Genomic DNA, 25289 nt, shown 5'->3' on the forward strand with positions numbered 1-25289 from the left:
GGTTGAAAATCTGGTCTGGTTTGATCCGAGTTCAGGTCCCAGACGGGGGTTCGGTAAAAAGATCATCGAGACGGTCCGCATCGTATACGTAGTCGGTTCTGCAGAACTCGCAAGTGACGGTAATAAGACCGTCGTCCGCCATGTCGTCGATTTCGGCGCGTGGGAATGAGCGCAGCGTACGGCTGACGCGCTCTTCCGAACAACGGCATTCATGTCTTAAAACGCGCTGCACGTAAAGCCGCACTCCGTCCTCGTGATACAGGCGGTAAAGAATCTGCGATGCACTGAGCGCGGGGTCGAGAAGCTCTGCGGACGTGATCGAACTCATCAGGACGACGGCGCGCCGCCAGTTCTCTTCTTCCTGTTCACCGTCTTTCGAGGCGGGCAAGCGTTGCAGCATCAGACCGGCGGCATGCACGGGTGTGCCTTCTTCGCCGCCACTGGCGGTGATGGCGATTGCCGTCTCAAGTTGTTCGGATTGGCGGAAATAGTTATGTGCGCAATCGGCGAGCGTGGCACCGGTCAATTCGGTGATGCCCTGATAGCGTTCCGTGTCGGGGCCCTGATCGACGGTGAACGCCATGCGTCCGGCGCCGAGGGTCTGCGGAATGGATCCCCCGGTGATGTCGGATTCGCTGACACCCTCTCTGAGCTTGGCATAGGCGCGCATGGCGCCGTCCGACGTAATATCGGCCATGATCAGGCTGACCGGCCCGTCGCCTTGTACCTGCAGCGTAAAGACACCGTCATATTTAAGGGCGCTCGCCAGGATGGCGGTCAGCACCATGGTTTCGCCGATCAGGTGCTTGATGGCCGGCGGATAACCGTGCTGTCTGATTGCTTCGTTAAAGGCATCATCGAGACGGATCAGGCGTCCGCGGATATTCAGATCCTCGATCTGAAAGGTCTGGACGAAGTCGCCGAAATCGCTTTGTGCAGGTATGTCGTTCAAGGTCGGTTCCAAAGTGTGCGGTAATGATATCCGTAGACGCCTCGAAAGCCGAGGTTTTCATAAAATCGGCGCGCTACGGGATTGTCGTCTTCCACCTGCAGATAGACACCAAAGGCGCCGCGATCAACCGCCTTGCGGGCCAACGCGTGGATGATGCGGGTCCCGTGGCCCGATTTGCGGGCTTCGGTGCGTGTATACATACCGAAAAGACCCAGCCAGTTCCCCCCTATGATGCCCAGGCCGATGGCATCCTGCAGGGCCGGTATTGCATCTTGATTGCGAGGAATGCCGGCGAACAGGGGGGTGTCGGCCGCCCGCGCCGCAACCCCGCGGGCATCGCGGTTGAAGCCTTCTATATACAAGTCCCACCAGCCCTCAGGGGCGGCTTCCAGCACGTCTGCCCTGTCGTCCCTGTCGTCCCTGTCGTCCCTGGCGAGCGTCCATGCATCGGCGATCATGATCGTGACAGCGGATTCCCGGGTGTATCCGCATTCGGCAAGAATGCTGTCGATGCCCGCCGGTTCCGCTGCGGGAGAGATCTGTACACGTGGTGGCAGGTCATGGGAGCGGTAAAATTCTTCGGTGTGAGCGATCAGATCATCGACGGAAACGTTTGCTTCGGGGGGAAGCGGAGCGGCGGAATTTGCGCGCCGGCTGACACCGGCGGCGAATCTGAAAAGCCATCCGCCGAAATGTTCCTGTTCCGGCGCGGCCCATGCGGCGATGGCCAGGCGGTCGAGCGCAAGAATATCTTCCCGGGACAGTGACGGACGGCTGAAGACGGTTTCGTCCGGACCCGAAACAATTGGTACTAACTCAGACACCACGCCAGTATGGCTTTCTGGACGTGCAGCCGGTTCTCGGCCTCGTCCCAGACCACCGATTGTGGCCCGTCGATGACGGACTCCATGACTTCCTCGCCGCGATGTGCCGGCAGGCAGTGCATGAACAGCGCATCTTTATCGGCTTTCGCCATCAGTGCGTCGTCGACACGGTACGGCGTCAGCATGTTGTGGCGCGTACCGGCATCCTTGTCGCCCATGGAGACCCAGGTGTCGGTGACGACAAGATCGGCGCCGCTGACCGCTTCGCCCGGATCTTCCGTCAGTACGACTTTAGCCCCTTGGTCGGCGGCCCAGTCGATGATCTGCTGGCTGGGCTTCAGCTCATCCGGCGTGGCCACGCGCATTTCGAAACCGAACCGGGCGGCGGCATGAATCCAGCTCGCCACCACATTGTTGCCGTCGCCGGTCCAGGCCACGGCACGATCCTTGATAGAACCGCGGTGTTCCTCGAACGTCATGATATCGGCCATGATCTGGCATGGGTGCGATGAATCGGTAAGGCCGTTGATGACCGGCACGGTGGCATAGGCCTCAAGCTCGGCCAGCTTCGCCGGATCGTCGGTGCGGATCATGATCGCATCGGCATATCGCGACAGCACACGCGCCGTGTCGGCGACAGTTTCACCGCGGCCCAGTTGCGATTGTTCATCGGTCAGCAGGACCGTGAATCCGCCCAGTTCCTGCATGCCGACCTGAAACGAGACCCAGGTACGCGTCGATGGTTTTTCAAAAATCATGACCAGCGATTTGCCGTCGAGCGGCTTCGGCGCGGCGCCTGAGCGGCGTGCCTGTTTCAGGTCGTGCCCAAGCTTGAGAATGCTGTTCAGCGTATCGCTATCGAGGCGGTCGATATCGAGAAAGTGTTTCGGTGCCGTCATGTCAGGCTGCACCTTTTTCCAGTTCGATGCTGGCGGCATCGATGATGGACAGCGCTTCCTTGACGTTTTCGGACGTGATCACCAGCGGTGGCACGAAACGCACAACATTGTCGCCGGCGGGGACGGACAGCAGGCCGTGCTGCATGAGTTTCGCAACGACGTCGCCGTTGACCGTGCCGCTTGTGCACTTGAGTCCCAGCATCAGGCCGGTACCGCGGGCATCCTCATACAAGGACGCATGGCGGGACGCGATGTCTTCCAGGCCTGTTTTCAACTCGGCGGCAACTTTCCGGACGCTTTCCATGAAGCCTTGTTCAAGCAAGACGTCGAGCACGGCATTCCCTGCCGCCATGGCCAGCGGATTGCCGCCATACGTGGATCCATGTGAGCCCGCGGTCATGGCGGCGGCGACTTTCTCTGTCGCCATCGTCGCGCCCAGTGGGAACCCGCCACCGATGCCTTTGGCCGAGGCCAGGATATCGGGATGAATGCCGGACCATTCGTAGGCAAACAGCTTGCCGGTCCGTCCGACGCCGCACTGCACCTCGTCGAACATCAACAGCAGGTCAAACTCGTCGGCGATGGCGCGAAGACTCTGAAGATACGCCTTGCTCATCGGGCGGATGCCGCCTTCGCCCTGCACCGGCTCGACCAGAATACCGGCAGTCTCGGGGCCGATGGCGGCTTTCAGCTCGTTCAGGTTATCGAACGCAACCTGATCGAAGCCGTCGACTTCGGGACCGAAACCCTTCAGGTGCTTTTCCTGTTTGCCGGCGGACAACATGGCGAGCGAACGGCCGTGAAATGCGCCATTGACGGTAATCACCCGGTAGCGTTCCGGATGTCCGTTGGCATAATGATACCGGCGCATCATCTTGACGCCCATCTCAACCGCTTCATTGCCGGAATTGTTGAAGAACACGGCATCGGCAAAGGTGTTTTCGACCAGCCGGTCGGCCAGCCGTTCCTGGCCCGGAATGTGATACAGGTTCGACGTGTGCATCAGCTTACCGGCCTGCTCGCGGATCGCCTCGACCAGATGCGGATGACAATGGCCGATGGACGCGACGGCGATGCCTGCGCCGAAGTCGAGATAACGTCGGCCTTCGGTATCCCACAAATACGCGCCTTCGCCGTGATCGAAGGCAAGATCGTAACGGGCGTATGTGGGCATAACTGCCGGTATCATGACCTTTGCTCCTGCATATGGGGGGCCTGCATGGGCCCCGGGAAAGCCGAGGAGTATCGTGACGCGGCTTGTCGCTGTCAATCAGGACGTTGATTGCGCAACGAGAATGTCACGTGCGGATGAAATGAAGCCCGGTGAAACGTTGGCGCATCCGGCGCGTCTCTTCGGCGACAGCACGGGCGTCGTTCCCGGTCAGGCCGCGATGGATCAGCGACGCCAGTTCCGCCATATCGTCGATGCCCATGCCGATGCGCGCAATTTCCGGCGTGCCGATCCTGAGGCCGTTAACGTCTCCTGCAACGTCCGTTATCGGCAGGCCAATACCGCAAGTCAGGATGTTTGCGTCTCTCAGGCGTTTTGCCGCGTGTTGGCCGCCTGCAAAGGTTTGTGCTTCGATGGCAAACTGGTGCGAGGTGGTGAACCCTTGATCCTTGGCGTAAACCGGCAAGCCGAGGGCATCGAGTTCTGTGGCGAGCTTGGACGACAGTTCGCACATCCTTTGGGCATATGCCTCGCCGTATTGACGCCAGTCCAGCAGGGTGATCGCCAAGGCCGCCGATTTCGCGGCGTCGAAATTGGCGGTCAATCCCGGGAAGGCGATCCTGTCCAGCCGTTCGGCGATCGCGGCGTTATTGCTGACAATCAGGCCGCCGGCAGGACCGCCAAGGCTTTTGTACGTGCTCATGGTCATGATGTCGGCGCCTTGGGTGAGCGGGTTTTCCCATGCGCGCCCGGCGATCATGCCGCACAGATGCGCGGCATCGAAAAGCACCTTGGCACCGACCCGGTCAGCGATCACACGGATGTCGGCGAGCGGGTGGGCAAAAAGATTAAGGCTGCCGCCAATGGTGATCAGCACGGGCTTAACCTGATCGGCGAGAATACTGAGCGCATCCACATCGACGCTATAGCCGTCTGCAAGCACCGGGGCCGGGTGGATGTCGACGCCGTACAGGCCGGCGGCACCGGCCTCGTGGTGCGTCACGTGCCCGCCGATACTGGACGGCGGGACGATGACGGCGTCGCCCGGTTTTGTCGTCGCCATGAAGGCATACAGATTGGCAAGCGCCCCGGACCCGACGCGGATTTCCGCGTATGCGGCCTGGAAAATTTCTGCTGCCAGCTCGGCGCAGATCACCTCGATCTGTTCGATCGCTTCCAGACCCATTTCATACTTGTCGCCCGGATATCCGAGTGATGGGCGCGAGCCCAGGCCGGATGCCAATGCGGCTTCGGCGCGTGGGTTCATGATATTCGTGGCCGGATTGAGGTTGATGCAGTCGACTTCATGAATTCGCCTGTTTTCTGCAATCAGACCGTGAATGCGTGCATCCACCGTATCTGCATCGGCAGACGCGGTCTCGCCGGCAATCTGTTGAACATAGGCTTCACAGGCTTCAGGCGTCCATGTACGGCGGGCTAGGTGCGTCATTTGGCAAAATCCGGATCGTTGAGCTTAGGCGATGATTTGTAGCGGCTTAAGGATGCCCGGGTACAGCTTAAAGACGGCGCAGGTGTCCGACATAGGGCGCCTTTTTTTTATGTCAGGTGTGATTTGCATCATTTAATCGAGAACCGTTTGCAACTATAGTATGAGTAATAATTGAGGGTAAGGACAACCATTGGACGCATTCTTTCATCTTGTGAGTGTTTTTGCGCTGTTCTTCGGCATCGCTGGCATTGTGTTTTCGACGGAGATTTCCAAGCGCTGTCAGCTGATGATCGAAGAGCGGATGAATGAAGCTGAGACGACGCTTGCGGAGAAGGCGGTGAAGCAGGACCGGGTCATTAACGGTGCTGTTGAAATGCTGGCCAGAACCGCCAAGTCTCTTGAGGAATCCGAATTGGCGCAGACGCGCGAAATTCACGCCATCAGTGATAAAATCGAACCGCTGCTTATCGCTTATGCGAAAGCCGAAGAAGAAAGCAAGAAGCAGCTCGCACGCAAGCTGACCGTCAACGGACGCTAGTCCGGGGATGCCGGGTCAGGGCTTAAGCTTGTACCCGCTTTTGAACATCCACGTGCAGACACTCCATAAAACCGCATTCACCCCGGCCATCACCGCAATACCAAGCAAAGACGGCGCATCCGCATGGCCGATGAAGCCCGAACGGAAACCGTCGATCATATAGAAGAACGGATTCAGATGCGCGATCGCTTGTCCGATTTCCGGCAGGCGGTCGATGGAATAAAACGTCCCGGAAAGGAACGCCAGCGGGGTGATGACGAAGTTGGTAACGGCGGCCATGTGATCGAACTTGTCGGCCCAGATCCCGGCGATAATGCCAAGCAACGCCAACATCAGAGATGCCATCAGGGCATGATAGGCGATCAGGCAGATGCTTGAGATGGACAGACCGACAACCAGCGACATTGCCAGCGCGACCGAGATGCCGACGCAGACACCTCGCGTAACGCCGCCGAAGGCAATCCCGGTTACAAGCTCCAGCGGTGAAAACGGCGGCATCAGGGTATCGACTATATTGCCCTGAACCTTGGCGATCATGATCGAGCTTGATGTGTTGGCGAAAGCGTTTTGCGCAATCGCCATCATGATCAGGCCGGGCGCCAGAAATTCGGAGAACGGGACGCCGTGCACATCGGGCCGGAATTTCCCGAGCGCCAGGGTAAAGACAGCCAGAAACAACAGCGTGGTAATCACGGGTGCCAGCAGGGTCTGGGTATAAACCTTCATGAAGCGTCGCACTTCACGATTATACAATGTCCAAAGACCAATGGCGTTGGATGTCGTCGGTTGTTGCATGCAGGGCGTCTCGATTTGGATGTTCAGGTATTTCGTTTGTTATTCTTGCATGTCTATATAAAGACTGAGGAGAGCGGAAACCAGTGTTGCAGTTTTTTAACCGGAACGGGACATGAGCGAAGACGGGGAAAGCAAGCCGGCGAAACGCCGCCGGGGACCGCGCAAGGCGACGGCCAGTTATCTTGAAAATTCCGCGGCCCATTACCTTGGCCGCTTCGCAACCTCGAGTACGCATCTGCGTCAGTTGATGATGCAGAAAGTTAAGCGTTCGGTGGCGCATCACGGCACCGATGCCGATGAAGGTGCCGGTTTCGTCGATGCCATTATCGCCAAGTTCGAGCGGTTGGGGTTCCTCAACGATCAGGCTTATGCCGAAATGCGGGCGCGTTCACTGCACGCCAAAGGCACGCCGGTGCGGGGCATCCGCTACAAATTGCAGCAAAAAGGATTGAGCGAAGACAATATCGATGCCGGACTTGCGGCGCTCGCTGCCGAGGTCGAGGTTCGGGATCTGGATTTGTCTGCGGCGCTCAGGCTGGCGCGTCGGCGTCGGCTCGGCCCTTATCTGTCTGAAGACAAGGACGTCCGCGAAGCCCGCCGCGACAAAGATATGGCGGTGCTCGCCCGGGCCGGGTTTTCTTATGATGTCGTCTGTCAGGTGTTGGATGCGGACAGTGCCGAAGAACTGGAACTGGCCGCCGCTTCCGATTAGCGGGCTTTGAGAGGGGCTTATCGGTTGATCTCGCCTTTCAGCAGGTCTGCGGCATCACGCCGCTCATTCGCTGATTCTTCCAGGAGCTCAGCGTGCGGGTCGAGTTCACCGGCAAGCGGTGTTGCCCCAGGGGTCGGCACGAAGTCGGTCTTGTCTTCGGCTTTCGGTGCGGCGCGGCGGGTCATCCGCCACAGGGCATAAACACCGACGAGGCTAAACACACCGCCGATATAGAAAAACAGGCCTTCGGCACCCAGCCTGTCCATAATCGGTCCGGCAAGCAGTGGACCGACGATGGCACCGGCGCCATAGGTCAACAAGAGTGTGCCGCTGACAAGTACGCGCTCATCGGCGTTTACATAATCGTTGGCGTGCGACACCGTAACGGCGTAGATCGGGAATGTCGAAGCGCCGAAAATAATGGCCATGTAGAGCAATAGGTCCGGTTTTATCATGCCACCGGTGGCAACCATGAACGACATCGCACCGCCGGCGAAGCAGGCGACGGCCAGCACGACCCGGCGATCGAAGTGGTCCGACAGCCAGCCCATGGGCCATTGCATCAGGCCGCCGCCGAGAATGCATAGTGACATAAACACGGCGATCCCGTTGACGTCGAGACCGACCAGTCCGGCGAACACCGGCGCAAGGCCCCAAAACGCGCCCATCGCCAATCCATAGGCGAGGCAGCCGATAAAACCCAGCGGTGAGATCTTGAAAAGCCTGCGGATCGGCAGCGGTCGCGGTTTTTGCGGCACCGGCGCCTGTGTCCGGGTGACGGACACAGGGATAATGGCAATCGACACCAGTATTGAGACGATGCAGAAAAGGACGTAGCCGAGCGGGTCTGCTACCGAAATCAGGAACTGCCCGACGGTCAGCGATAACAGATTGACGATCATGTAGGCGGCCAGCACCTGGCCTCGGGTTTCATTTGTGGCGCGTTCGTTGAGCCAACTCTCGATCACCATGTAGATGCCGGCGAAGCAGAAACCTGAAATGCCGCGAAAAACCGTCCATGCAATGGGATCGATAATGATGATATGGCCGAGCGCCGCTGCCGACGCCAACGACGCCAGGGCGGTAAAGCCGCGTATGTGCCCGGCGCGTTCGATCAGATAGGCCGTAACCATCGTACCGATGACGAAACCCAGAAAATAACCCGATGCCATGACGCCGATGGAATGCGGAGTGAAGGATTCGCCGACGGCGCGGATCGCAATCAACGTCCCTTGCAGGCTGTTGCCGATCAGCAGCATCGACATGCCTATCAGCAGCGACGAAATGGAAACGATCTGTTCGCGGACGGAATTCAAGTCGCTCTCCCTTTGTCTCTCCCAGTCGGCTATTCTAGTGTTTTGATGAGGCTGTGCCACCCGTTGCGGCTAAAAACCTGTGGAGAGATAGAATGAGTGAGCAGGATGGTTTGATCGGCGCCTATGTGCTGGATGGTAAAGGCGGCGGCCGTGAGCTTAGTTGGCAGGATATCGAGCAAGGCACACCCGAGAATGCGCCGGTATGGCTGCATATGGACCGGAACGGTGAAAGAACCGAAGACTGGTTGCGGCAAAAAAGCGGTCTCAAGCATTTGCATGTCGATGCCTTGTTGGCCGGTGAGACACGGCCACGGGTCGCCTTCATGGACGATGGCATTCTGATGACCTTGCGCGGGGTCAATTTAAACCCCGGCGCCGATCCTGAGGATATGGTCAGTTTGCGGATATGGGTCGAACATGACCGAATCATCACCGTCCGGCTGCGCAGGCTTATGGCCGTCAACGACGTTCGCGAGAAAATTGCCACCGGTAATGGCCCGGTAAACAGCAGCGATACACTACGGATGCTGGCACAGGGACTGGTGCAGCGGATGGCGCCGGTGATCGAGGATATGAGTGACGAAATCGATTCTCTCGAAAACGACATGGTGGAAAACCCGACCGCCGATATCCGCCACCGACTCAAGGTACACCGTCGCGAAGCGATTGCGCTCAGGCGTTATCTCGCACCGCAGCGCGAAGCGCTGGCCAGGGTGCAGGCCGAGAACATCGCCTGGATGGCGCCCGATCACCGTATGGCGTTCCGCGAATGTGCCGATCAGGTCGCGCGCATCGTCGAGGACCTCGACGCCATGCGTGAACGCGCAGCAGTTATCCAGGATGAACTGGCCAACCGCACGGCCGAACACATGAACCGCAACATGTACACGCTGAGCGTCGTTGCCGCGCTGATGCTGCCTCTGGGCGTGATCACCGGGATGCTCGGCATGAACGTCGGCGGCGTGCCGTTGGCGGAAAACAAGGACGGCTTTCTTGTCATCATGATCCTGCTGGCAGCGGTCGTTGCACTGCAGGTATTGATCTTCCGCCGGCTCAAGTGGATTTAGCCGTGCGGTTTGAAACCGGTGGAATTGTCGACTATCTCTCGTGCAATTGTTCGGGCCGTCGTAACGGAGACTTTTCTTGAACACGAATGATCTGAAAGATTTCTGGGCGCTAGTTGCCGATGTCTGGCGGAACGGCGTTGGCGGTGTCGATATCGGCCTGGCCATCAATGCGCTTTTGATCCTGTTCGCGTTCTTCGTGCTGCGCGGTCTGATCGCGAAGTTCCTGATCGGCTGGCTCCGGCGCATGGCGAAAAGCACGGCATGGAAAATCGATGACGCCATCGTCGACGCCATTGCCCCGCCGCTGCGTGCCATTCCCGTTGTCTTCGGGATTTTTGTCGCAACCAACTATCTGCAGTTCCAGGGCGTCGTCGAGACGATTGCCGAGAACATCACGCGGACATTGATCGCCGTCGTCATTTTCTGGGCGATGATGCGGGCGCTGGGGCCGCTTTCAAAGGCATTCGTAAAACTGGAAGAACTGCTGAGCCATGAACTGATCGAATGGATCATGAAGGCACTCCGTGTTGCCGTGGTTCTGGTCGGTGCGGCGACGGTGCTGCAGATCTGGGGGATTCAGATCGGCCCGATCATCGCAGGGGCCGGGCTATTCGGTGTTGCCGTGGCGCTTGGCGCGCAGGACCTGTTCAAGAACCTGATCGCGGGGATTCTGATTTTAGGTGAAAAAAGATTCCGCAAGGGCGACTGGATTCAGGTCGATGGTGTGGTCGAAGGCGTGGTCGAAACCATCGGTTTCCGCTCGACCGTGATCCGCCGTTTCGACAAGGCGCCGGTAATGGTGCCGAACGCGCAGTTGTCGGATACCGCCGTCACCAATTTCTCGGATATGACGTACCGCCGGATTTACTGGCACATCGGTGTCGAGTACAGCACCAGCATCGAGCAGCTTCGCGAAATTCGCGACAGCATTGCCGACTATATCGAAAACGGCGATGAATTTGTCGATGCCAGTGAAACGAACACTTTCGTTCGCATCGACCGCTTCAACGATTCATCGATCGATATTCTGGTTTACTGTTTTACGCATACCAAGGTTTGGGGCGAGTGGCTGGAAATCAAGGAACGGCTGGCCTATAAGATCATGGATGTTGTGCACGGTGCCGGCACCGGTTTCGCCTTCCCGTCAACGTCTGTATATATCGAAAAAGTGCCGGGAGAAGCACCGGAATTGTTCGTTCCACCGCAACAGCAGCCGGCACAGCAAGACGACTAGAAAATCCCGAATTTTTGGAGGTTCCCTATGGCGATAACGATTTATCACAACCCGAGGTGTTCGAAATCGCGTCAGACACTGGCGATTCTGGAAGACAGTAAAGCGGAATTTACGGTGGTCGAATACCTCACGACGCCGCCCTCTAAAACTGAACTGAAACGGATACTCGGCCTGTTGGGCATGAAGGCCCACGATATTATTCGCAAAAAAGAAGCGAAGGAAGCCGGTCTCGACATTGCCGCGATGAGTGAAGCGGCGCTGATCGACGCGATGGTCAAGACACCGGTCATCATTGAACGGCCGATCGTAGTCGGCGCTGACAAGGCGGTCATGGGCCGTCCGCCGGAAAACGTGAACTCTCTAATTTGATTAAAATTCGAGGCAAATAAGCGCAGGCCCTTGCGCATGGCCGTGCAGAGCGCTTGCGGTTGGATAAAACCCCTTGCAATATGCCTGTAAGGAAATGCCAACGGGGGGCGGCCAAAATGGCGAAACAGTCCGGGAAGGCCAAAGCGGCGCCGAAAAAGCGCGCCAAGGCGGTGCTTCGTCCACGTGAGAATAAAGAACCGGCGGCGACGGTAGAGTCGCGCCCGCATACGGTCGACCCTGAAAAGCTGGAAATGTGGCGGTCCCTGCCCGAGGATCAGCGCGCCGCATTGCGTGAACGCGAAGCGGCCAGGATGTTCAGCAACGCCGCCGCGATGCACCGTGAAGGCAAGCTTGATCAGGCCATCGAAGCCTATGGCAAGTCCTTGCTTCTCAATCCCAAGCAGCCCGATGTCTACAACAACATGGGCGTCGCGCTACGATCGCTTGGCAAGCTGGAAGCCGCTGTTGCCTGCTATCGCCGCTCGCTGGTTCTGAAGCCGAACAATTCCGGCGTTTATTCGAACATGGGCAATGCTCTTCGCGAGTTGGGCCGGCTCGAGGTCTCGATGGCCTCGCATCAACAGGCTGTCCGCTTGGCGCCGCGTTCGACCGAAGCTTATTACAACCTGGGACTTGTGCTGCGTGATCTCGGTCAGACGGAAGCCGCGTTGAGCTGTCTCGAAAAGGCACTGGCGCTGAATGAAAATCATGTCGATTGCCAGTGGGACCGCGCCTTGACGCTGCTTGAAATGGGCCGGCTCGAAGAAGGCTTCGAAGGGTATGAGAGCCGCTGGCTGCTGGAGCGCTCGCCGCCCCGCCAGTTCGACCAGCCGCGCTGGGATGGCGCCGAGCTCAAGGGTAAGACAGTGCTTGTGCATCATGAACAGGGGTTCGGCGACATGATTCAGTTCGCTCGCTACCTGCCGATGATCAAGGCGCGTGGCGGTCAGGTGGTGGTCGAGGTGCAGCCCGAACTGGCGCGCCTCATCGGTTCCGTCGATGGTGTCAGCAAGGTCTTTAACCGCGGGCAGACGCCACCCAAGTTCGATTACTGGATTCCGATGATGTCTTTGGCGCACATCTTTGGGACAGGGTTGGATACCATTCCGGCCGATGTGCCCTACGTCGGGCCGCTTGACCCCGGCGCGGTGCAGTTGCCATCGTCGCTGGGCCGCATCAAACGTGTCGGTATTGCCTGGGCCGGACGTCCGACGCACAGGAACGACGTTAACCGCTCTTCCGGTTTCAAGCATTTCATTGAAATACTCGGCCTGCCGGGAATGTCGGTCTATTCGCTGCAGAAAGGCGCACCTGCTGCCGATATCAAGGAGCACGGATGCGAAGCGCTGGTCACCGACCTGGGCGAGCGTTTGCGGGACTTCTCGGATACTGCCGCGGTGGTCGCCCAACTGGACCTGGTGATCACGGTGGATACCGCGCTGGCACACCTGGCCGGCGCCATGGGCAAGCCGGTATGGGTCGCCGTGCCGTTCGCCCCTGACTGGCGTTGGATGCGGAGTGGCGATACCTCGCCCTGGTATCCGAGCATGCGGCTGTTTCGCCAGAAACGCCATGGCGCCTGGGCCGGGGTTTTCGGCGATATCAGGCGCGCCTTGCGTGACGAAATCGTCGAGCGCTAGATCACTCGAATCCTGTATTGAGCCTCGTTTCCGGGGCTTTCGTTAATATCATCTTCACACTTTGAAGGCCACCATAGGGGCGCCTGGGCGCATAGACGTACGCGTGCGCGTATAGGAGAGACGGGTGGCAACCAAAGAGTTCAAATCCGGCGACATTTTGCTCGCCGAAGGCAGCGTGCCTGAAACAGCTTATCGTATCCTGCAGGGTTCGGTTGAGTTGTCTCGTGACGCCGATGGCATGTCGATGCCGACGGCTGTGCTCGACCGCGGGTCGCTGATCGGCGCTGAAGAGTTGATCGATGGCCGCGTCATGGACGATACGGTGCAGGCGCTCGGTGCGCTCACCGCCGAGTTGGTCAGCAAGGAACAGGCAGCGGGCCTGCTCGGCAAGCAGCCGGCAAAGAAACAGTCAAAACCGAAAAGAAATCTCCCGGCCCTGAGTGAGGACAAATCCGCATCCGGCGAACAATCAACGTCACGTGCGCTGGTTGCGCTGTCGGCATCGACCGCCGGTGAATTTCATGAAGAAGATGCCGCCTCCAGCGTCCTCAAACCCGGCCTGCTGAGACGCATCCTCAAGCCGGATTTCGCGGATGTCTATGATCGCCTGGATGTTCGTATATCGGCACTTGAGGGAGACGGCGGCGAACAGGCCGCGGCTTACCTGATTTCCGAGCTGTCAAAGCGTCGCGGCTTGCGCGCGCGCGCCATGAACTCAAAGGTCATGCTGGAATTTGAAACGGATCCGATCGGCGCCATGCGTGAATTGAAGCGCGCGTCGGAACGTTGGCTCGTCGACAACGGCGGCGACATCATTGTCTGGGGTGCGGTCGCAAATGCCGGCACGCTGTTGCATCTCAGGTTTTTCGTGCGCGAAGAAGCCCTTGTCGATCAGTTCCGCATGGGGGGCGGCTGGACGCTGTTGATCCTGCCTTTGCCTCTGGATGCGGCATCGGCACACCGGTTGCATGCCGCACTTCTGGCGACCGTGCGGACCAAACAGGCGGGCAAGCTTCTGACGGTACGCCGCGATCTTGACGTGCTGTTGCTCGATGCCCGCGAGCAGTTGTTGCAGGAAGTCCCGCATCTCGATCCGATCGCGCGGGCCGAGGAAAGAGCCACGGTGGCGCGCACGTTTGCCAGTGCCACACGCTTTAAGCGCCGTGCCGAAGATGCGCAGACGGCGATGCAACTCTTCGACAGCTCCCTTGAAGCCTTCAGTGCGGACAGAACGCCGTTGGAATGGGCCTTCGTGCATCGGGACCGAGCTTATCTGGGACAGTTTATTGCGGAACGCACCAACGATACGAACGCGCTCAGGGATTCCATCGACGATCTGGACGCGGCATTGCGGGTGATCGGCCCGGACGCCTTTCCCTATGACTGGGCGGCCATGAACAATCGCCTGGGGCTGGCATTGTACCGCCTCGATTTTGACAATGGGGATGCCGATACGCTGGAGCGCGCGCTGGTGGCATTCGAAAATACGCTCACAATCTATGACAAGAAAAAGACCCCGTCCGAGTGGGCCGAAGCGATGGGACACTTCGGTCAGGTGGCGCTGGTCATCGGTCGTGAAAACCGCAACCCGGCCATGCTGTTGCAGGCGGTCGAAGCCTGTAACGCCGTTGTCTCTGCGCGTGACCGCAGACATATGCCGCTGCACTGGGCGTCGGCACAGAACAATCTTGGCTCGGCACTGTTCCTGTATGGCCGCATTGCCGGCGATACCAGCGCCCTTCAGGGCGCGCGCGATGCCTTCCGCACGGCGCGTGCGATCTATGTTGAGAAAGGCGCCGACCGAATGGCCGGCATTGCCGAAAAGAATCTTCGCCATGTCGACAAGGCAATGTCGCGGGGACGTGAAAAATCAACGCCGCCGGAACTGCCCTGGGAAGGGCGTGGCGATGAACCGCCGCCATTACCCTGGGAATTCGGACCCGGCGCAAGTGGCGGGACAAGTGGTGTTTCCGGTGCTGATGTGCCGGCATCCGGCCCCCGCTCGAAAACCGATACCTGGCTCGACGAGCGTCTGCGTTGAGCGAGCTGCGATTGCTGCTGTTAGAGGTTCGAGCCTAAGCGAGTCTATACGAAAGATGGATGGCTGAATATTGGAACCGGACAAACAGGTTCATCAAGCCATACCCGCCGAAGTAATCCCTACATTCAGGTTTTTGATGCGAAATGCCGGACAAGATCGGTGGCACTGATCATGCCTGCCAGAAAGCCGTTGTCGACGATCGGCAGATGGCGGAAATGGCGTTCGGCCATAATTCTTGCGACATCCACGGCGCGGTCGGTGTCGGAACAGGTAATGACCTCGCGTGCCATGAACATGTCTACAGACATGTTGAGGGCGTGGTTGCCGTGTTCATATATCGCGCGGACCACGTCGCGTTCCGAGATGACACCGGCCAGCGCGCCATCCGATGCGATCACCAGGGTCAGACCAATCTTGTGATCGGCGAGAAAATCGACGGCTTCGCGCAAGGGCCGGCCGCCGGGAACGTGCAGCACGAAGTCTTCGTTTACGCCCTTTACGTCCTTAACGAGGGTATCGTCATAGGCGCGGCGCCGCTTTTCCTCAGCCATTGATCATTCTCCGTATTTTGATGACATCACAAACTTCCGATGAACCGCACCGACGGTCAACGCCGCAAAAGTGACAAATAGTTGCATCAGGTTTCACCAAGGGCCTTTTGCCGCTCCTGTGAAGCCATTAACCTGCGGCGCATGGACTTACGTCACCTCAAGACATTGATCGCGATCGCAGAGCACGGATCGTTCGCCGCTGCCGGCGAGGCTGTCGGTCTGACCCAGTCCGCTGTCAGCCTGCATGTCAAAGCGCTCGAGGAATATCTGGAAACAAAGCTGTTCGACCGGACCACGCGGCCGCCGCGCCTCAACACAAGGGGCCGCAATCTGGTCGACCGGGCGCGCGATATCGTCGAGCAGTGCGAAAGCCTCACCGACATCGTTACCGGCGAAGCGCTCTCGGGCAGCCTGGATATCGGTTCGGTGCCGACGCTTCTGTCAGGCATACTGCCGCCGGCATTGAGTGCGATCCGCGAGACGCACCCCGATCTTCGGATCCGTGTTTCCAGCGGCTTGTCTGCCGACCTGGTCGGGCGGGTGCACAAGGGGGAATTGGACGCCGCCGTGGTGACGGAACCGTCACAGCTTCAGACCGGGCTGAGCTGGCATATGTTCGCGGAAGAGCCGCTGATGGTCATCGCACCGAAGGGCACCAAAGGCTCGACCGATCGCGAGCTGCTCGACGCCGGGCCGTTTATCCGGTTCCAGCGGTTTGCCTGGGCCGGGCGGCTGATCGACACGCATCTCAAGGACCGGGGTATCCGCGTCAATACAGGGATGGAGATCGATTCTCTGGAGGCCATTGCCTCAATGGTGGCGCACGGGCTCGGCGTTTCCGTGGTCCCCGATCGGGCCGGAGCCAAGTTGCCCGACGAGGTCGAGAAAATTCCTTTCGGGGATCCGCCGCTCAACCGGGTCATCGGTGTCGTCGAACGGCGCGATAATCCCAAGGCGCATTTAATCCGGGCGTTGGTTGAAATTCTCAGCGGTCTGGCCGGAGACAAACGGCCAAAGGGCATCGGGCGGCAGATTATAGGTGAGATTTAATCAAGTTTTTCGAAATAATAATTCGTTTTTATCAAGTAATATCTTCGGCTAAAACACAGGTGCGGTTCAAACCGTACGCGACAGAGGAACACCCATGACGAATACTACGGAGAACAAAGGAACAGGCCCGCTTGAGGGCATCCGAATTCTCGATCTCACCCGCATCCTTGCCGGACCGACCTGCACGCAGCTACTGGGCGATCTCGGCGCTGACATCATCAAGATCGAAAAGCCGGTCGACGGTGACGACACCCGGGGCTGGGGCCCGCCGTACCTGAAGGATACGGACGGCAACGACACCCGCGAAAGCGCCTATTACATGGCGTCGAACCGCAACAAGCGCTCCGTCACCGTCGATATCGCCAAACCCGAAGGGGTCAGGTTGATCAAGGAAATGCTCAAGAGCTGCGACGCGCTTTGTCATAACTTCAAGGTCGGCGGTCTCGACAAATACGGCCTCGGTTATGATGAAATACATGCCGAATTTCCGGACAAGGTTTATCTGCATATTTCGGGCTTCGGACGCACCGGGCCATATGCCAAGCGAGCCGGTTACGACATGCTGGCGCAGGGCATGGGCGGGGTCATGAGCCTGACCGGGCCTGTCGACGGCGATCCGCACAAAGTCGGTGTCGGCATTTCGGATGTGATGTGCGGGATGTATGCGACGACGGCGCTTCTTGCCGCGCTCCGCCATCGTGACAAAACAGGTCAGGGGCAGTTGATCGATCTGGCGCTGTTGGATACCTCCGTCGCCTGGCTGATTAACGAAGGCGTCAATTATTTGACGCACGGCAAGGAAAACGTGCGCCGCGCCAATGCACATTCCAACATTGTACCCTATGACGTTTATCCGACGGCGGATGGTTACGTTATTCTGGCGATCGGTAACGATGGTCAATATCAGCGGTTTTGTGAATATGTCGGCAAACCGGAAATGGCGACCGACGAACGCTTTCGGACCAACGATCTGAGAGTCCGCAACCGCGATGCCATTACACCGCTGATGCGACAGATCACGGTAATGAAGACGACCGCCGAGTGGGTCGACGGGCTGGCTCCGCTGGGTGTGCCGTCGGCGCCGGTCAACACTGTGCCGATGGCTTTTGAAGATCCGCAGATCAATCATCGCGGCATGCGTATAGAAATGGATCATCCGATATCGGCCGACGGCAAGTGCCGGTTGATCGGCAATCCGATCAAGTATTCGGAAACGCCCGTCACCTATCGCCGCCCGCCACCGATGACCGGAGAGCACACCGATGAAGTCCTGAAGGAAATGCTGAACCTGGATGCCGACGCGGTTCAAAAGCTCCGCGACGACGGCGTCATTTGAAGGAGACCCCAATGTTTCATCTGAGCGAAACGCAATTGCAGATACAGGAAGCCGCGCGCCGGCTTGCGAGCGGCGTTATTGCCGAACGTGCCGCCGAGGTTGACCGGACCGAGCAATACCCCTGGCACAATGTCGAGGAACTCACCAAAGCCGGTTTCATGGGGATGACAATCCCCAAGGAACATGGCGGTCAGGGACTGACGTTTTTCGATGCCGTGTTAGTCGTCGAACAGATGGCAAAGGTATGTGGCGTTTCTGCGCGCATCGTCGTCGAAGCCAATATGGGGGCCGTCAGCGCGGTCATGAGATACGGCTCCGAGGAACAAAAGAAACTGGCCGCGTCGCTTGTCCTTGCGGGTGACAAACCGGCGATCTGCATCACCGAACCGGGGGCTGGCTCGGCGGCGACCGACATGACCACCAAAGCCGTCAAGCGCGGCAGCGAATACGTCATCAACGGCACCAAGCACTGGATCACCGGGGGTGGTGTGTCGAAACTGCACCTGATCTTCGCGCGCGTGATCGAGGACGGAACCGACATGGGTATCGGCGGTTTCATTGCCGTCAGGGACGAAGCCGAAGGGCTGCGTGTCGGCACCCGTGAACCGGCGATGGGGCTTCGCGGTATTCCGGAATGCGAGATGATCTTCGAAGACCTCGTTATCCCCGAAAGCATGGCGCTGATCCCGCCGGAGGGGATCAAACGAGGATTTGCCGGCCTCATGAACGCCTATAACTCGCAGCGCGTCGGCGCCGGAACGGTGGCGCTGGGTATTGCCGAAGGTGCGTATGAACAGGCGCTCAAATACGCCGGTGAACGCGAGCAGTTCGGCCGTCCGATCGCCGAGTTTCAGGGGCTGCAGTGGATGCTGGCCGACATGTCGGTGGGCCTCGCCGCGGCGCAGGCGCTGATCTACAAGGCGGCGACCTCGGCGGAAACGACGCAGGGCGGATTCCCCGACATGCTGATGGCGGCGCAGGCGAAAATCCTCGCATCGGAAACGGCGATCAAGGTGACGTCGGATGCGTTGCAGGTCTTCGGTGCGGCGGGTTATTCCCGAAATCTGCCGATGGAGCGCATGTACCGCGATGCGCGGATGTTCACCATCGGCGGCGGTACGGCGCAGGTGTTGCGCAATCTGGTCGCCGGCCAAATCCTCGACCGCAAACTGCCGCAGACCCGTGATGGATACACGAAACTGGCCGAGCGCGCCCGCGCTGCGGAATAAGGAACGACAGAATATGCCGAGCACATCCGACATCATCGCGAAACGGCTTTATGACGCCGGGTGCCGCCACGCATTCGGCATTCCGGGCGGCGAGGTGCTGTCACTGATGGACGGGCTGGAAAGTGCCGGCATTCAGTTTCATCTGGTGAAGCACGAAAATGCCGGTGGGTTCATGGCCGAAGGCACGTACCACGCGACGGGTGCGCCGGGCATCCTGCTGGCGACGGTCGGGCCGGGTGTCGTTAATGCGGTTAACGTCGTCGCCAATGCATGGCAGGACCAGGTGCCGATGATCTTCCTGACCGGGTGTGTCGATGCCGCCGAAGCCGAAACCTATACCCATCAGGTTTTCGATCATACGAAAGTAATCGAACCGATCTGCAAGGCCTCCATGGTCGTCGCCGACGGTGCCGTCGACGTGATGATCGACAAGGCGCTGGCCATCGCCATGCAGGATCCGCCGGGGCCGGTGCATCTGGATGTGCCGATCAATATCGCCGGAACCGAAGCGAAAGTGACGGGCTATCCCGGTCGCGCGCCGATGTCGAAAACGGCCCCCGCGCCGGGACCGGACCTTGAGCGTGCACGCAAAGCCATTGCCGGGGCCGAAAGGCCGCTGATGATCTGCGGTGTCGATGTGCTGCATCACGATGCCGCCGCGGTTATCGATGAAGCGGTGCACAGGCTGAATATGCCGGTCCTTACATCCTATAAAGCCAAGGGTGTGGTTGCCGAGGACGATCCTCTTGCGCTCGGCGGGCATGGATTGTCGCCGAAGTCCTACAAGGCGCTGAAACCGCTGATCGACGATGCGGATGTTATTCTGCTGGCCGGGTACGATCCCATCGAAATGCGCATCGACTGGCGGAACGCCTGGCCGACGGGCATTGACGGTAAAACCGTGATCGAGGTCTCGGGACATGCCAACACCCATTATGTGCATCAGGCCGATATCAACTTCATTTGCGACGTCGGCGCCGGGGTGAGCGCGTTGACGAGCGGTATCAACGGCAAGGACACCTGGAAAGGCGGCGACATCGAAAAGATGAAGGCGGCGCTTCAAGGCGCCTTCCCCAGGGACGAGGCATGGGGCCCGGCGGCGGTCATTGATGCCGCGCGCACAGCATTCCCCAAACAAGGTTTCGCCGCCGTCGATACCGGTGCGCACCGAATTCTGCTGAGCCAGCAATGGGAGTGCTATCAGCCACGGACACTGGCGCAGTCGACCGGGCTTTGCACCATGGGCTGCGCGCTGCCGATCGCCATGGGCCACAAGATCGCCAATCCGGACACGCCCGTTATCGCATTTACCGGCGACGGCGGCATGGAGATGATCCTTGGCGAACTGGCGACGCTTCGCGACATGAAACTTGCGGTGGTCATTGTCGTCTTTGTCGACGAAAGCCTGGGGCTGATCGAATTGAAACAGCGTGCCAACAAACAGGATAATCTCGGCGTCGATTTCGGCGGTACGGATTTCGCCGCATTGGCGCGCGTCATGGGCGGCATCGGCGTCACGGCGAGCGACCGCGCAACACTGGAAACGGCCATCGCGGACGGGATGAATGCGGATACCTTTACCCTGATCGCCTGCCCGATCGGCAGAAAAGCCTATGACGGCCGCTTCTGAGGCGGATTTCACATTTGCGTGCGTTCGGCGGAAAACGCTGGAAGTCTTTTCCGTCCCGGATTACTTCGTGGTGTGAACCGGAGGACAGAATGACGGACAAAGTTAGCAAATCCGAACAGGAATGGATGGACCAGCTCGGTTTCGAAGCGTTCAAGGTGCTGCGTATGAAAAGTACCGAACGTGCCGGCACCAGCCCGCTCAACCACGAAAAGCGCAAGGGGGTCTTCGTTTGCGCCGGGTGTGGCGAGCCGCTTTTCACGTCAGAAAGCAAATTCGAGTCCGGCACCGGCTGGCCCAGCTTTTATCAGCCGGTCAGCGACGAAGCCATTGGCGAGGAAATAGACAAGGGTTTCTTCATGACCCGGACCGAAGTGCATTGTGCGAAATGCGACGGGCATCTCGGCCATGTGTTCCCGGACGGCCCGCAGCCGACCGGCCAGCGTTTCTGCATCAATGGTGTGTCGTTGAAATTCAGGCCGGAAGATTAATCCGGCATCGTCATCGGCACATAACCCGCCAGCCCCTTGATCCGCGCGATCCATTTTTCCACGGCCGGATATCCGGACAGATCGAAGCCGCCCTCATCGGCGACATGGGTATAGGCGAACAGCGCGATGTCGGCGATGCTCGGGGCGTCGGCGACGAGCCAGTCATGCGTCGACAAATGATCATTCATCAACTTCAGTGCAGCAATGCCGTTGGCGTGTTTGCCCGGGATCTGAGCCTTTTGTGCGGCCTCGAGCTCGGGCAGGTGGTTCCAGAACCTGAGCGTTGCGATATTGGGTTCGTGTGAATACTGCTCGAAGAACATCCATTGCAGCACCTGTGCGTGGTGCAGCCGGTCGGTGGGCAGAAATGCCGAGCCGGCGGCCAGATAGTTCAGAATGGCGTTGGATTCCGCCAAAGGGGTACCGTCTTCGAGGATCAGCAGCGGTATCTTACCGTTCGGGTTGAGCTTCAGGAAATCCGCTGTGCGGGTCTCCGATTTCAAGATGTCATAGGCCTTGTATTCATAGGGTGTGCCGAGGAAAGCCAATAAAAGGCGCACCTTGTAGCCGTTACCGGAAATCGGATCGTCCAGAAGTTTCAGCATCAAGTTCTCCTTGCCGCCCAGTGGATACTTGCCAATATCCTTTGATAGGACGCATTGCATGCCGGTTCAAAGCACGTTTTGTAATGCGGAAACGAGAGAATCTAATGGGGGACGTCATGGGAGATACATCGAAAATAGCCATTGTCACAGGCGCCGGGTCCGGTGTCGGGCGGGCCACCACACATGCCCTGCTTGATGACGGCTGGACCGTCGGGCTGGCTGGGCGGCGCGCCGATGCACTGGAAGAAACAATCTCACTCAGCTCCCAGCCGGCAAGGGCGCTTGCCGTGCCGACCGATGTCTCGGATCCGGATCAGGTCGCGGCCCTGTTCAAGAAGGTCGTCGATACGTATGGCAGGCTCGATCTGTTGTTCAACAATGCCGGTGCCAACGCGCCGGGCATCTTGCTGGAGGATCTCACGTTTGAACAATGGAAGACCGTTGTCGATGTGAATCTCACCGGGTCGTTTCTGTGCCTGCAGGCGGCGTTCCGCGTCATGAAGGACCAGGACCCGCAGGGCGGGCGCATCATCAACAACGGCTCGATTTCGGCACATGCGCCCAGACCCGACTCAATCCCCTACACGGCGACCAAACACGCCGTCACCGGCCTGACGAAGACGGCCTCTCTGGACGGGCGCAAATACAATATTGCCGTCGGCCAGATCGATATCGGCAATGCCGCATCGCCGATGGCCAACCGCATGGCCAAGGGCGTCAAGCAGGCCAACGGCGAAATCAAGCCCGAGCCCATGATGGACGTGAACGATGTCGGTCGCGCCGTTGTCCATATGGCGGGTTATCCGCCGGAAACGAACGTTTTTTCGATGACCGTAATGGCGACGCAAATGCCGTTTGCCGGTCGCGGGTGATTTTATGCGCTCTACTCGAAAATTGAGACAGGGCATGCTGGGGTATACGCATGACTTGCCCACATTTCCGATCAATACGTAAAAAGGCGTTGAAAAGTAAAATTGATACGCTCACTTGTCAGAATGAAGAACGCTGATACAATCCGCTGACGAAGAGACTGTATCGGTGGCATAAGCCGGTAACGGTAAAAGCAAAATCCACCGCGAATATTGCGTTCGCGTTGAAAATTGAAGTCTGGGAGGGCTCACACAATGAAAGCACGTCTGACGACGGCGGTACTGGCTTCGGCCTTTGCTTTGGGGGTTACGCTGGCAACGCCGGCGAGCGCCAAGGTTGAGGGTGACACGATTGTCCTCGGTTCCGCCATTTCATTCACAGGTAAGTATTCAACCAACGGGATCCACGCCAAAAACGGCTATGAGCTCGGGGTCAAAAAAGTCAACGAAATGGGTGGCGTCAAGGTTGGCGGCAAGACCTACAAGTTGAGAGTCGAATATTACGATGATGAATCGACGCCATTGCGTACAGCGCAACTGCTTGAGCGTTTGATCAGTCAGGATGGCGTAAAATACTTCCTCGGTCCGTATTCGTCGGCAACGACGACGGCCGCAGCGCCGATCGTCGAAAAGTACAAAGTGCCGATGGTCGAAGCCGAAGGCGCTTCGCGTTCGCTGTTCAACAAGGGCTACAAGTACCTGTTCGCGGTGCTGTCAACCTCTGAGCAGTATCTCGCAAGCTCGATCGCGCTGGCTGCTGAAATCGCTGAAAAGAACGGCAAGAAAGCATCCGACGTCAAGGTTGCAATGGCTTTCGAAAACGATCCGTTCTCGCTCGATGTTCGTGCCGGTGTGCTCGAAGACATGAAAAAATTCGGCATGAAAGCCGTCATCGACGACAAGATGCCGCGCGACCTCAACGACATTTCCGCGACCCTGACCAAGGTCAAGGCCCTGAAGCCGGATCTGCTTTTGCTGTCCGGTCACTCCAAGGGTGCCGCGACCGGTGCACGTCAGATCAAGGAATTGCGGGTCGATGTGCCGATGATTGCCATGACGCACTGTGAAGCAGCGAAAGTCACCACCAACTTCGGCGACGCGGTCAACGACTTCCTGTGCCCGACGCAGTGGGCTGAAACGCTGTCCTACAAGGACAAGTGGTTCGGCTCCGCCGCTGACTACGACAAGCTCTTCAAGGCCACATACGAAGGTTACAAAAACGTTCCGTATCAGTCGGCACAGGCAACTGCCGCCGTACTCGTCTGGGCGGATGCGTTTTCGCGTGCCAGCAGCCTGGACCCGGAAAAAGTCCGTGACGCCATTGCCGCAACGGATATGCAGACCTTCTACGGCGGCGTGAAGTTCTCCGAAGCCGGCAACAACATCGCCAAGCCGATGGTGCTGCGCCAAATTCAGAACGGTAGCTACAACGTGGTTGCGCCGTCGAAATGGGCATCGCATCCGGTCAATTGGCCGCGTAAAGCACCGATGAACTGAGTTTCGAGGTGATCGGTTAATAAAGGCACGCCCGTCCCGGATAGCGCTGGGGCGGGCATGTCGGCTTTACTTGGTTAAATAATAACGTTCATAAAAAAAACTGAACAAGGGACGACGTCGCCATGTGGGACAACATTATGGTGCTGGTAGCGGCACCTGTATTTTCCGTGCAACTCGTACTGGATGGGCTTTTCATCGGCGCCACTTTTGCGTTGGCAGCTTACGGACTGGCTCTGGTTTGGGGCGTGATGAACGTCAAGAACCTGGCGCAGGGTGATTTTGTCATTGCCGGGGGATACATCGCCTGGTGGCTCGGCAAGCAGGGCATCCATCCGTTATGGGGACTGCCGGCGGCGATCATCATCATGTTCGCGTTCGGCTGGTTCATTTATGTGACGATTATCCGCCGGGTTATCGATAAGGATCTGTTTACGTCGCTTTTGGCGACCTTTGGTCTGGCAATTGTCATGGCACAGGGTCTGAACCTGATGTTCGGACCGGAAGTGCAGACTGCGGAAAGCGATTTCGCCATCCGTTCCATGTGGGACAACAACCTGACGATCGCCGAGATCAAGGTGCTGGCCTTCGTATTGTGCGGCATCCTCGCCGTGATGGTTGTGCTGTTCATGAAACGCAGCCGCATGGGGCAGGCCATTCGCGCCACCGCCCAGGACGCACGCGCGGCCCGCGTCATGGGGATCGATACTGATAAGGTTTACGCCTTTACGTATTCCCTCAATGCCGCGATCTGCGGGGCTGCCGGTGCCATGATCTCGATGATCTGGGTGATCCAGCCGTTTTACGGCATTTCGCATTCGATCCGCTCCTTCGTGATCGTGACGGCAGCCGGGTTCGGCAATCTGCCGGGCGTCATCATGGCGGGCCTTGGTCTCGGGGTGGTGGAAAACCTTGGCGGTTTCGTCTTCGGGGCTGAATTCCAACAGGCCATTGTCGTCGGCTTGTTGCTGGTGGTGCTTGTCTGGCGCCAAATTCAGCAGCGCAAGCTTCGCCAAGTCGTCAGCTGAT

General features: G+C 58.6%; 24 protein-coding genes. 15 read left to right on the plus strand and 9 right to left on the minus strand.

Annotation, left to right across the window (positions count from 1 at the left end; genetic code table 11):
• Positions 1–31: 31 nt before the first annotated feature.
• The 5 genes from L2D14_03855 to L2D14_03875 form a co-directional block, all read right to left on the minus strand.
• Positions 32–952, minus strand: a complete 921-nt coding sequence (locus L2D14_03855; protein ID WNK00563.1) for an Hsp33 family molecular chaperone HslO — start codon at positions 950–952, stop codon at positions 32–34.
• Positions 949–1776, minus strand: coding sequence for a GNAT family N-acetyltransferase (locus L2D14_03860; protein ID WNK00564.1), 828 nt, complete (start codon positions 1774–1776; stop codon positions 949–951). The genes L2D14_03855 and L2D14_03860 overlap by 4 nt, the downstream gene beginning before the upstream one ends.
• A complete protein-coding gene (gene argF, locus L2D14_03865) occupies positions 1764–2675 on the minus strand; it encodes an ornithine carbamoyltransferase (GenBank protein WNK00565.1) in 912 nt (303 codons plus the stop codon). Before argF ends, L2D14_03860 begins: the two co-directional genes overlap by 13 nt.
• A gap of 1 nt (position 2676) precedes the next feature.
• Complete coding sequence (locus L2D14_03870) at positions 2677–3864, minus strand: aspartate aminotransferase family protein (protein WNK00566.1); 1188 nt, start codon at positions 3862–3864, stop codon at positions 2677–2679.
• Between the two features lie 109 nt (positions 3865–3973).
• A complete protein-coding gene (locus L2D14_03875; GenBank protein ID WNK00567.1) occupies positions 3974–5296 on the minus strand; it encodes an aminotransferase class I/II-fold pyridoxal phosphate-dependent enzyme in 1323 nt (440 codons plus the stop codon).
• A 190-nt stretch (positions 5297–5486) separates the two neighbouring features.
• Here L2D14_03875 and L2D14_03880 point away from each other — a divergent pair, with 190 nt between their 5' ends.
• On the plus strand, positions 5487–5834 hold the full coding sequence (locus L2D14_03880) for a hypothetical protein (protein ID WNK00568.1): 348 nt from the start codon (positions 5487–5489) through the stop codon (positions 5832–5834).
• A 15-nt stretch (positions 5835–5849) separates the two neighbouring features.
• On the opposite strand, the gene L2D14_03885 is transcribed toward L2D14_03880, so the two are convergent.
• Complete coding sequence (locus tag L2D14_03885; GenBank protein WNK00569.1) at positions 5850–6629, minus strand: ABC transporter permease; 780 nt, start codon at positions 6627–6629, stop codon at positions 5850–5852.
• A gap of 112 nt (positions 6630–6741) precedes the next feature.
• Between L2D14_03885 and L2D14_03890 the strand changes: the two genes are divergently transcribed.
• Positions 6742–7341, plus strand: coding sequence for a RecX family transcriptional regulator (locus tag L2D14_03890; protein ID WNK00570.1), 600 nt, complete (start codon positions 6742–6744; stop codon positions 7339–7341).
• Positions 7342–7358: 17 nt separating this feature from the next.
• Here L2D14_03890 and L2D14_03895 read toward each other — a convergent pair whose 3' ends face one another.
• Positions 7359–8657, minus strand: coding sequence for an MFS transporter (locus L2D14_03895; protein ID WNK00571.1), 1299 nt, complete (start codon positions 8655–8657; stop codon positions 7359–7361).
• Positions 8658–8749: 92 nt separating this feature from the next.
• On the opposite strand from L2D14_03895, the gene L2D14_03900 reads away from it, so the two are divergent.
• From L2D14_03900 to L2D14_03920, 5 genes are all read left to right on the plus strand, one after another.
• A complete protein-coding gene (locus tag L2D14_03900; GenBank protein ID WNK00572.1) occupies positions 8750–9724 on the plus strand; it encodes a zinc transporter ZntB in 975 nt (324 codons plus the stop codon).
• Positions 9725–9800: 76 nt separating this feature from the next.
• On the plus strand, positions 9801–10958 hold the full coding sequence (locus tag L2D14_03905; protein ID WNK00573.1) for a mechanosensitive ion channel family protein: 1158 nt from the start codon (positions 9801–9803) through the stop codon (positions 10956–10958).
• Positions 10959–10985: 27 nt separating this feature from the next.
• On the plus strand, positions 10986–11327 hold the full coding sequence (gene arsC, locus L2D14_03910; GenBank protein ID WNK00574.1) for an arsenate reductase (glutaredoxin): 342 nt from the start codon (positions 10986–10988) through the stop codon (positions 11325–11327).
• Between the two features lie 116 nt (positions 11328–11443).
• Complete coding sequence (locus L2D14_03915; protein ID WNK00575.1) at positions 11444–12967, plus strand: tetratricopeptide repeat-containing glycosyltransferase family protein; 1524 nt, start codon at positions 11444–11446, stop codon at positions 12965–12967.
• Positions 12968–13091: 124 nt separating this feature from the next.
• Entirely contained in the window at positions 13092–15008 is a 1917-nt protein-coding gene (locus L2D14_03920; protein WNK00576.1) for a cyclic nucleotide-binding domain-containing protein, read from the plus strand.
• A gap of 125 nt (positions 15009–15133) precedes the next feature.
• On the opposite strand, the gene L2D14_03925 is transcribed toward L2D14_03920, so the two are convergent.
• Positions 15134–15559: a CBS domain-containing protein gene (locus tag L2D14_03925; GenBank protein WNK00577.1), complete on the minus strand. Its 426-nt coding sequence runs from the start codon at positions 15557–15559 to the stop codon at positions 15134–15136.
• Positions 15560–15700: 141 nt separating this feature from the next.
• On the opposite strand from L2D14_03925, the gene L2D14_03930 reads away from it, so the two are divergent.
• From L2D14_03930 to msrB, 5 genes are all read left to right on the plus strand, one after another.
• Positions 15701–16609: a LysR family transcriptional regulator gene (locus L2D14_03930; protein WNK00578.1), complete on the plus strand. Its 909-nt coding sequence runs from the start codon at positions 15701–15703 to the stop codon at positions 16607–16609.
• A 94-nt stretch (positions 16610–16703) separates the two neighbouring features.
• Positions 16704–17945, plus strand: a complete 1242-nt coding sequence (locus L2D14_03935; protein WNK00579.1) for a CaiB/BaiF CoA-transferase family protein — start codon at positions 16704–16706, stop codon at positions 17943–17945.
• Positions 17946–17956: 11 nt separating this feature from the next.
• Positions 17957–19174, plus strand: coding sequence for a 3-sulfinopropanoyl-CoA desulfinase (acdA, locus tag L2D14_03940; protein ID WNK00580.1), 1218 nt, complete (start codon positions 17957–17959; stop codon positions 19172–19174).
• Between the two features lie 13 nt (positions 19175–19187).
• Positions 19188–20804 carry a thiamine pyrophosphate-binding protein gene (locus L2D14_03945; GenBank protein ID WNK00581.1) on the plus strand — a complete coding sequence of 539 codons (1617 nt, stop codon included), beginning with the start codon at positions 19188–19190 and terminating at the stop codon, positions 20802–20804.
• Between the two features lie 89 nt (positions 20805–20893).
• Positions 20894–21292, plus strand: coding sequence for a peptide-methionine (R)-S-oxide reductase MsrB (gene msrB / locus L2D14_03950; GenBank protein ID WNK00582.1), 399 nt, complete (start codon positions 20894–20896; stop codon positions 21290–21292).
• On the opposite strand, the gene L2D14_03955 is transcribed toward msrB, so the two are convergent.
• The gene (locus tag L2D14_03955) at positions 21289–21897 is read right to left on the minus strand and encodes a glutathione S-transferase family protein (GenBank protein WNK00583.1); all 609 of its coding nucleotides are present in this window, start codon (positions 21895–21897) and stop codon (positions 21289–21291) included. The two genes, msrB and L2D14_03955, sit on opposite strands and share 4 nt — an antisense overlap.
• 116 nt (positions 21898–22013) lie before the next feature.
• Here L2D14_03955 and L2D14_03960 point away from each other — a divergent pair, with 116 nt between their 5' ends.
• The 3 genes from L2D14_03960 (at position 22014) to L2D14_03970 (ending at position 25288) form a co-directional block, all read left to right on the plus strand.
• Complete coding sequence (locus L2D14_03960) at positions 22014–22769, plus strand: SDR family oxidoreductase (GenBank protein ID WNK00584.1); 756 nt, start codon at positions 22014–22016, stop codon at positions 22767–22769.
• A 252-nt stretch (positions 22770–23021) separates the two neighbouring features.
• Complete coding sequence (locus tag L2D14_03965) at positions 23022–24263, plus strand: amino acid ABC transporter substrate-binding protein (GenBank protein ID WNK00585.1); 1242 nt, start codon at positions 23022–23024, stop codon at positions 24261–24263.
• Positions 24264–24385: 122 nt separating this feature from the next.
• Positions 24386–25288 carry a branched-chain amino acid ABC transporter permease gene (locus L2D14_03970; protein ID WNK00586.1) on the plus strand — a complete coding sequence of 301 codons (903 nt, stop codon included), beginning with the start codon at positions 24386–24388 and terminating at the stop codon, positions 25286–25288.
• Position 25289: the final 1 nt, after the last annotated feature.

The organism is Thalassospiraceae bacterium LMO-JJ14 (assembly GCA_021555105.2).
In the GTDB taxonomy this organism is placed as follows: Bacteria; Pseudomonadota; Alphaproteobacteria; order Rhodospirillales; family Casp-alpha2; genus UBA4479.

What these genes read in the sequence shown, in the direction of transcription:
- argF (WNK00565.1), bottom strand. Translation starts at nt 2,675, where the DNA reads ATGACGGCACCGAAACACTTTCTCGATATCGACCGCCTCGATAGCGAT.
- L2D14_03870 (WNK00566.1), bottom strand. Translation starts at nt 3,864, where the DNA reads ATGATACCGGCAGTTATGCCCACATACGCCCGTTACGATCTTGCCTTC.
- L2D14_03875 (WNK00567.1), bottom strand. Translation starts at nt 5,296, where the DNA reads ATGACGCACCTAGCCCGCCGTACATGGACGCCTGAAGCCTGTGAAGCC.
- L2D14_03885 (WNK00569.1), bottom strand. Translation starts at nt 6,629, where the DNA reads ATGCAACAACCGACGACATCCAACGCCATTGGTCTTTGGACATTGTAT.
- L2D14_03890 (WNK00570.1), top strand. Translation starts at nt 6,742, where the DNA reads ATGAGCGAAGACGGGGAAAGCAAGCCGGCGAAACGCCGCCGGGGACCG.
- L2D14_03900 (WNK00572.1), top strand. Translation starts at nt 8,750, where the DNA reads ATGAGTGAGCAGGATGGTTTGATCGGCGCCTATGTGCTGGATGGTAAA.
- arsC (WNK00574.1), top strand. Translation starts at nt 10,986, where the DNA reads ATGGCGATAACGATTTATCACAACCCGAGGTGTTCGAAATCGCGTCAG.
- L2D14_03915 (WNK00575.1), top strand. Translation starts at nt 11,444, where the DNA reads ATGGCGAAACAGTCCGGGAAGGCCAAAGCGGCGCCGAAAAAGCGCGCC.
- L2D14_03925 (WNK00577.1), bottom strand. Translation starts at nt 15,559, where the DNA reads ATGGCTGAGGAAAAGCGGCGCCGCGCCTATGACGATACCCTCGTTAAG.
- L2D14_03930 (WNK00578.1), top strand. Translation starts at nt 15,701, where the DNA reads ATGGACTTACGTCACCTCAAGACATTGATCGCGATCGCAGAGCACGGA.
- L2D14_03935 (WNK00579.1), top strand. Translation starts at nt 16,704, where the DNA reads ATGACGAATACTACGGAGAACAAAGGAACAGGCCCGCTTGAGGGCATC.
- acdA (WNK00580.1), top strand. Translation starts at nt 17,957, where the DNA reads ATGTTTCATCTGAGCGAAACGCAATTGCAGATACAGGAAGCCGCGCGC.
- L2D14_03945 (WNK00581.1), top strand. Translation starts at nt 19,188, where the DNA reads ATGCCGAGCACATCCGACATCATCGCGAAACGGCTTTATGACGCCGGG.
- msrB (WNK00582.1), top strand. Translation starts at nt 20,894, where the DNA reads ATGACGGACAAAGTTAGCAAATCCGAACAGGAATGGATGGACCAGCTC.
- L2D14_03955 (WNK00583.1), bottom strand. Translation starts at nt 21,897, where the DNA reads ATGCTGAAACTTCTGGACGATCCGATTTCCGGTAACGGCTACAAGGTG.
- L2D14_03960 (WNK00584.1), top strand. Translation starts at nt 22,014, where the DNA reads ATGGGAGATACATCGAAAATAGCCATTGTCACAGGCGCCGGGTCCGGT.
- L2D14_03965 (WNK00585.1), top strand. Translation starts at nt 23,022, where the DNA reads ATGAAAGCACGTCTGACGACGGCGGTACTGGCTTCGGCCTTTGCTTTG.
- L2D14_03970 (WNK00586.1), top strand. Translation starts at nt 24,386, where the DNA reads ATGTGGGACAACATTATGGTGCTGGTAGCGGCACCTGTATTTTCCGTG.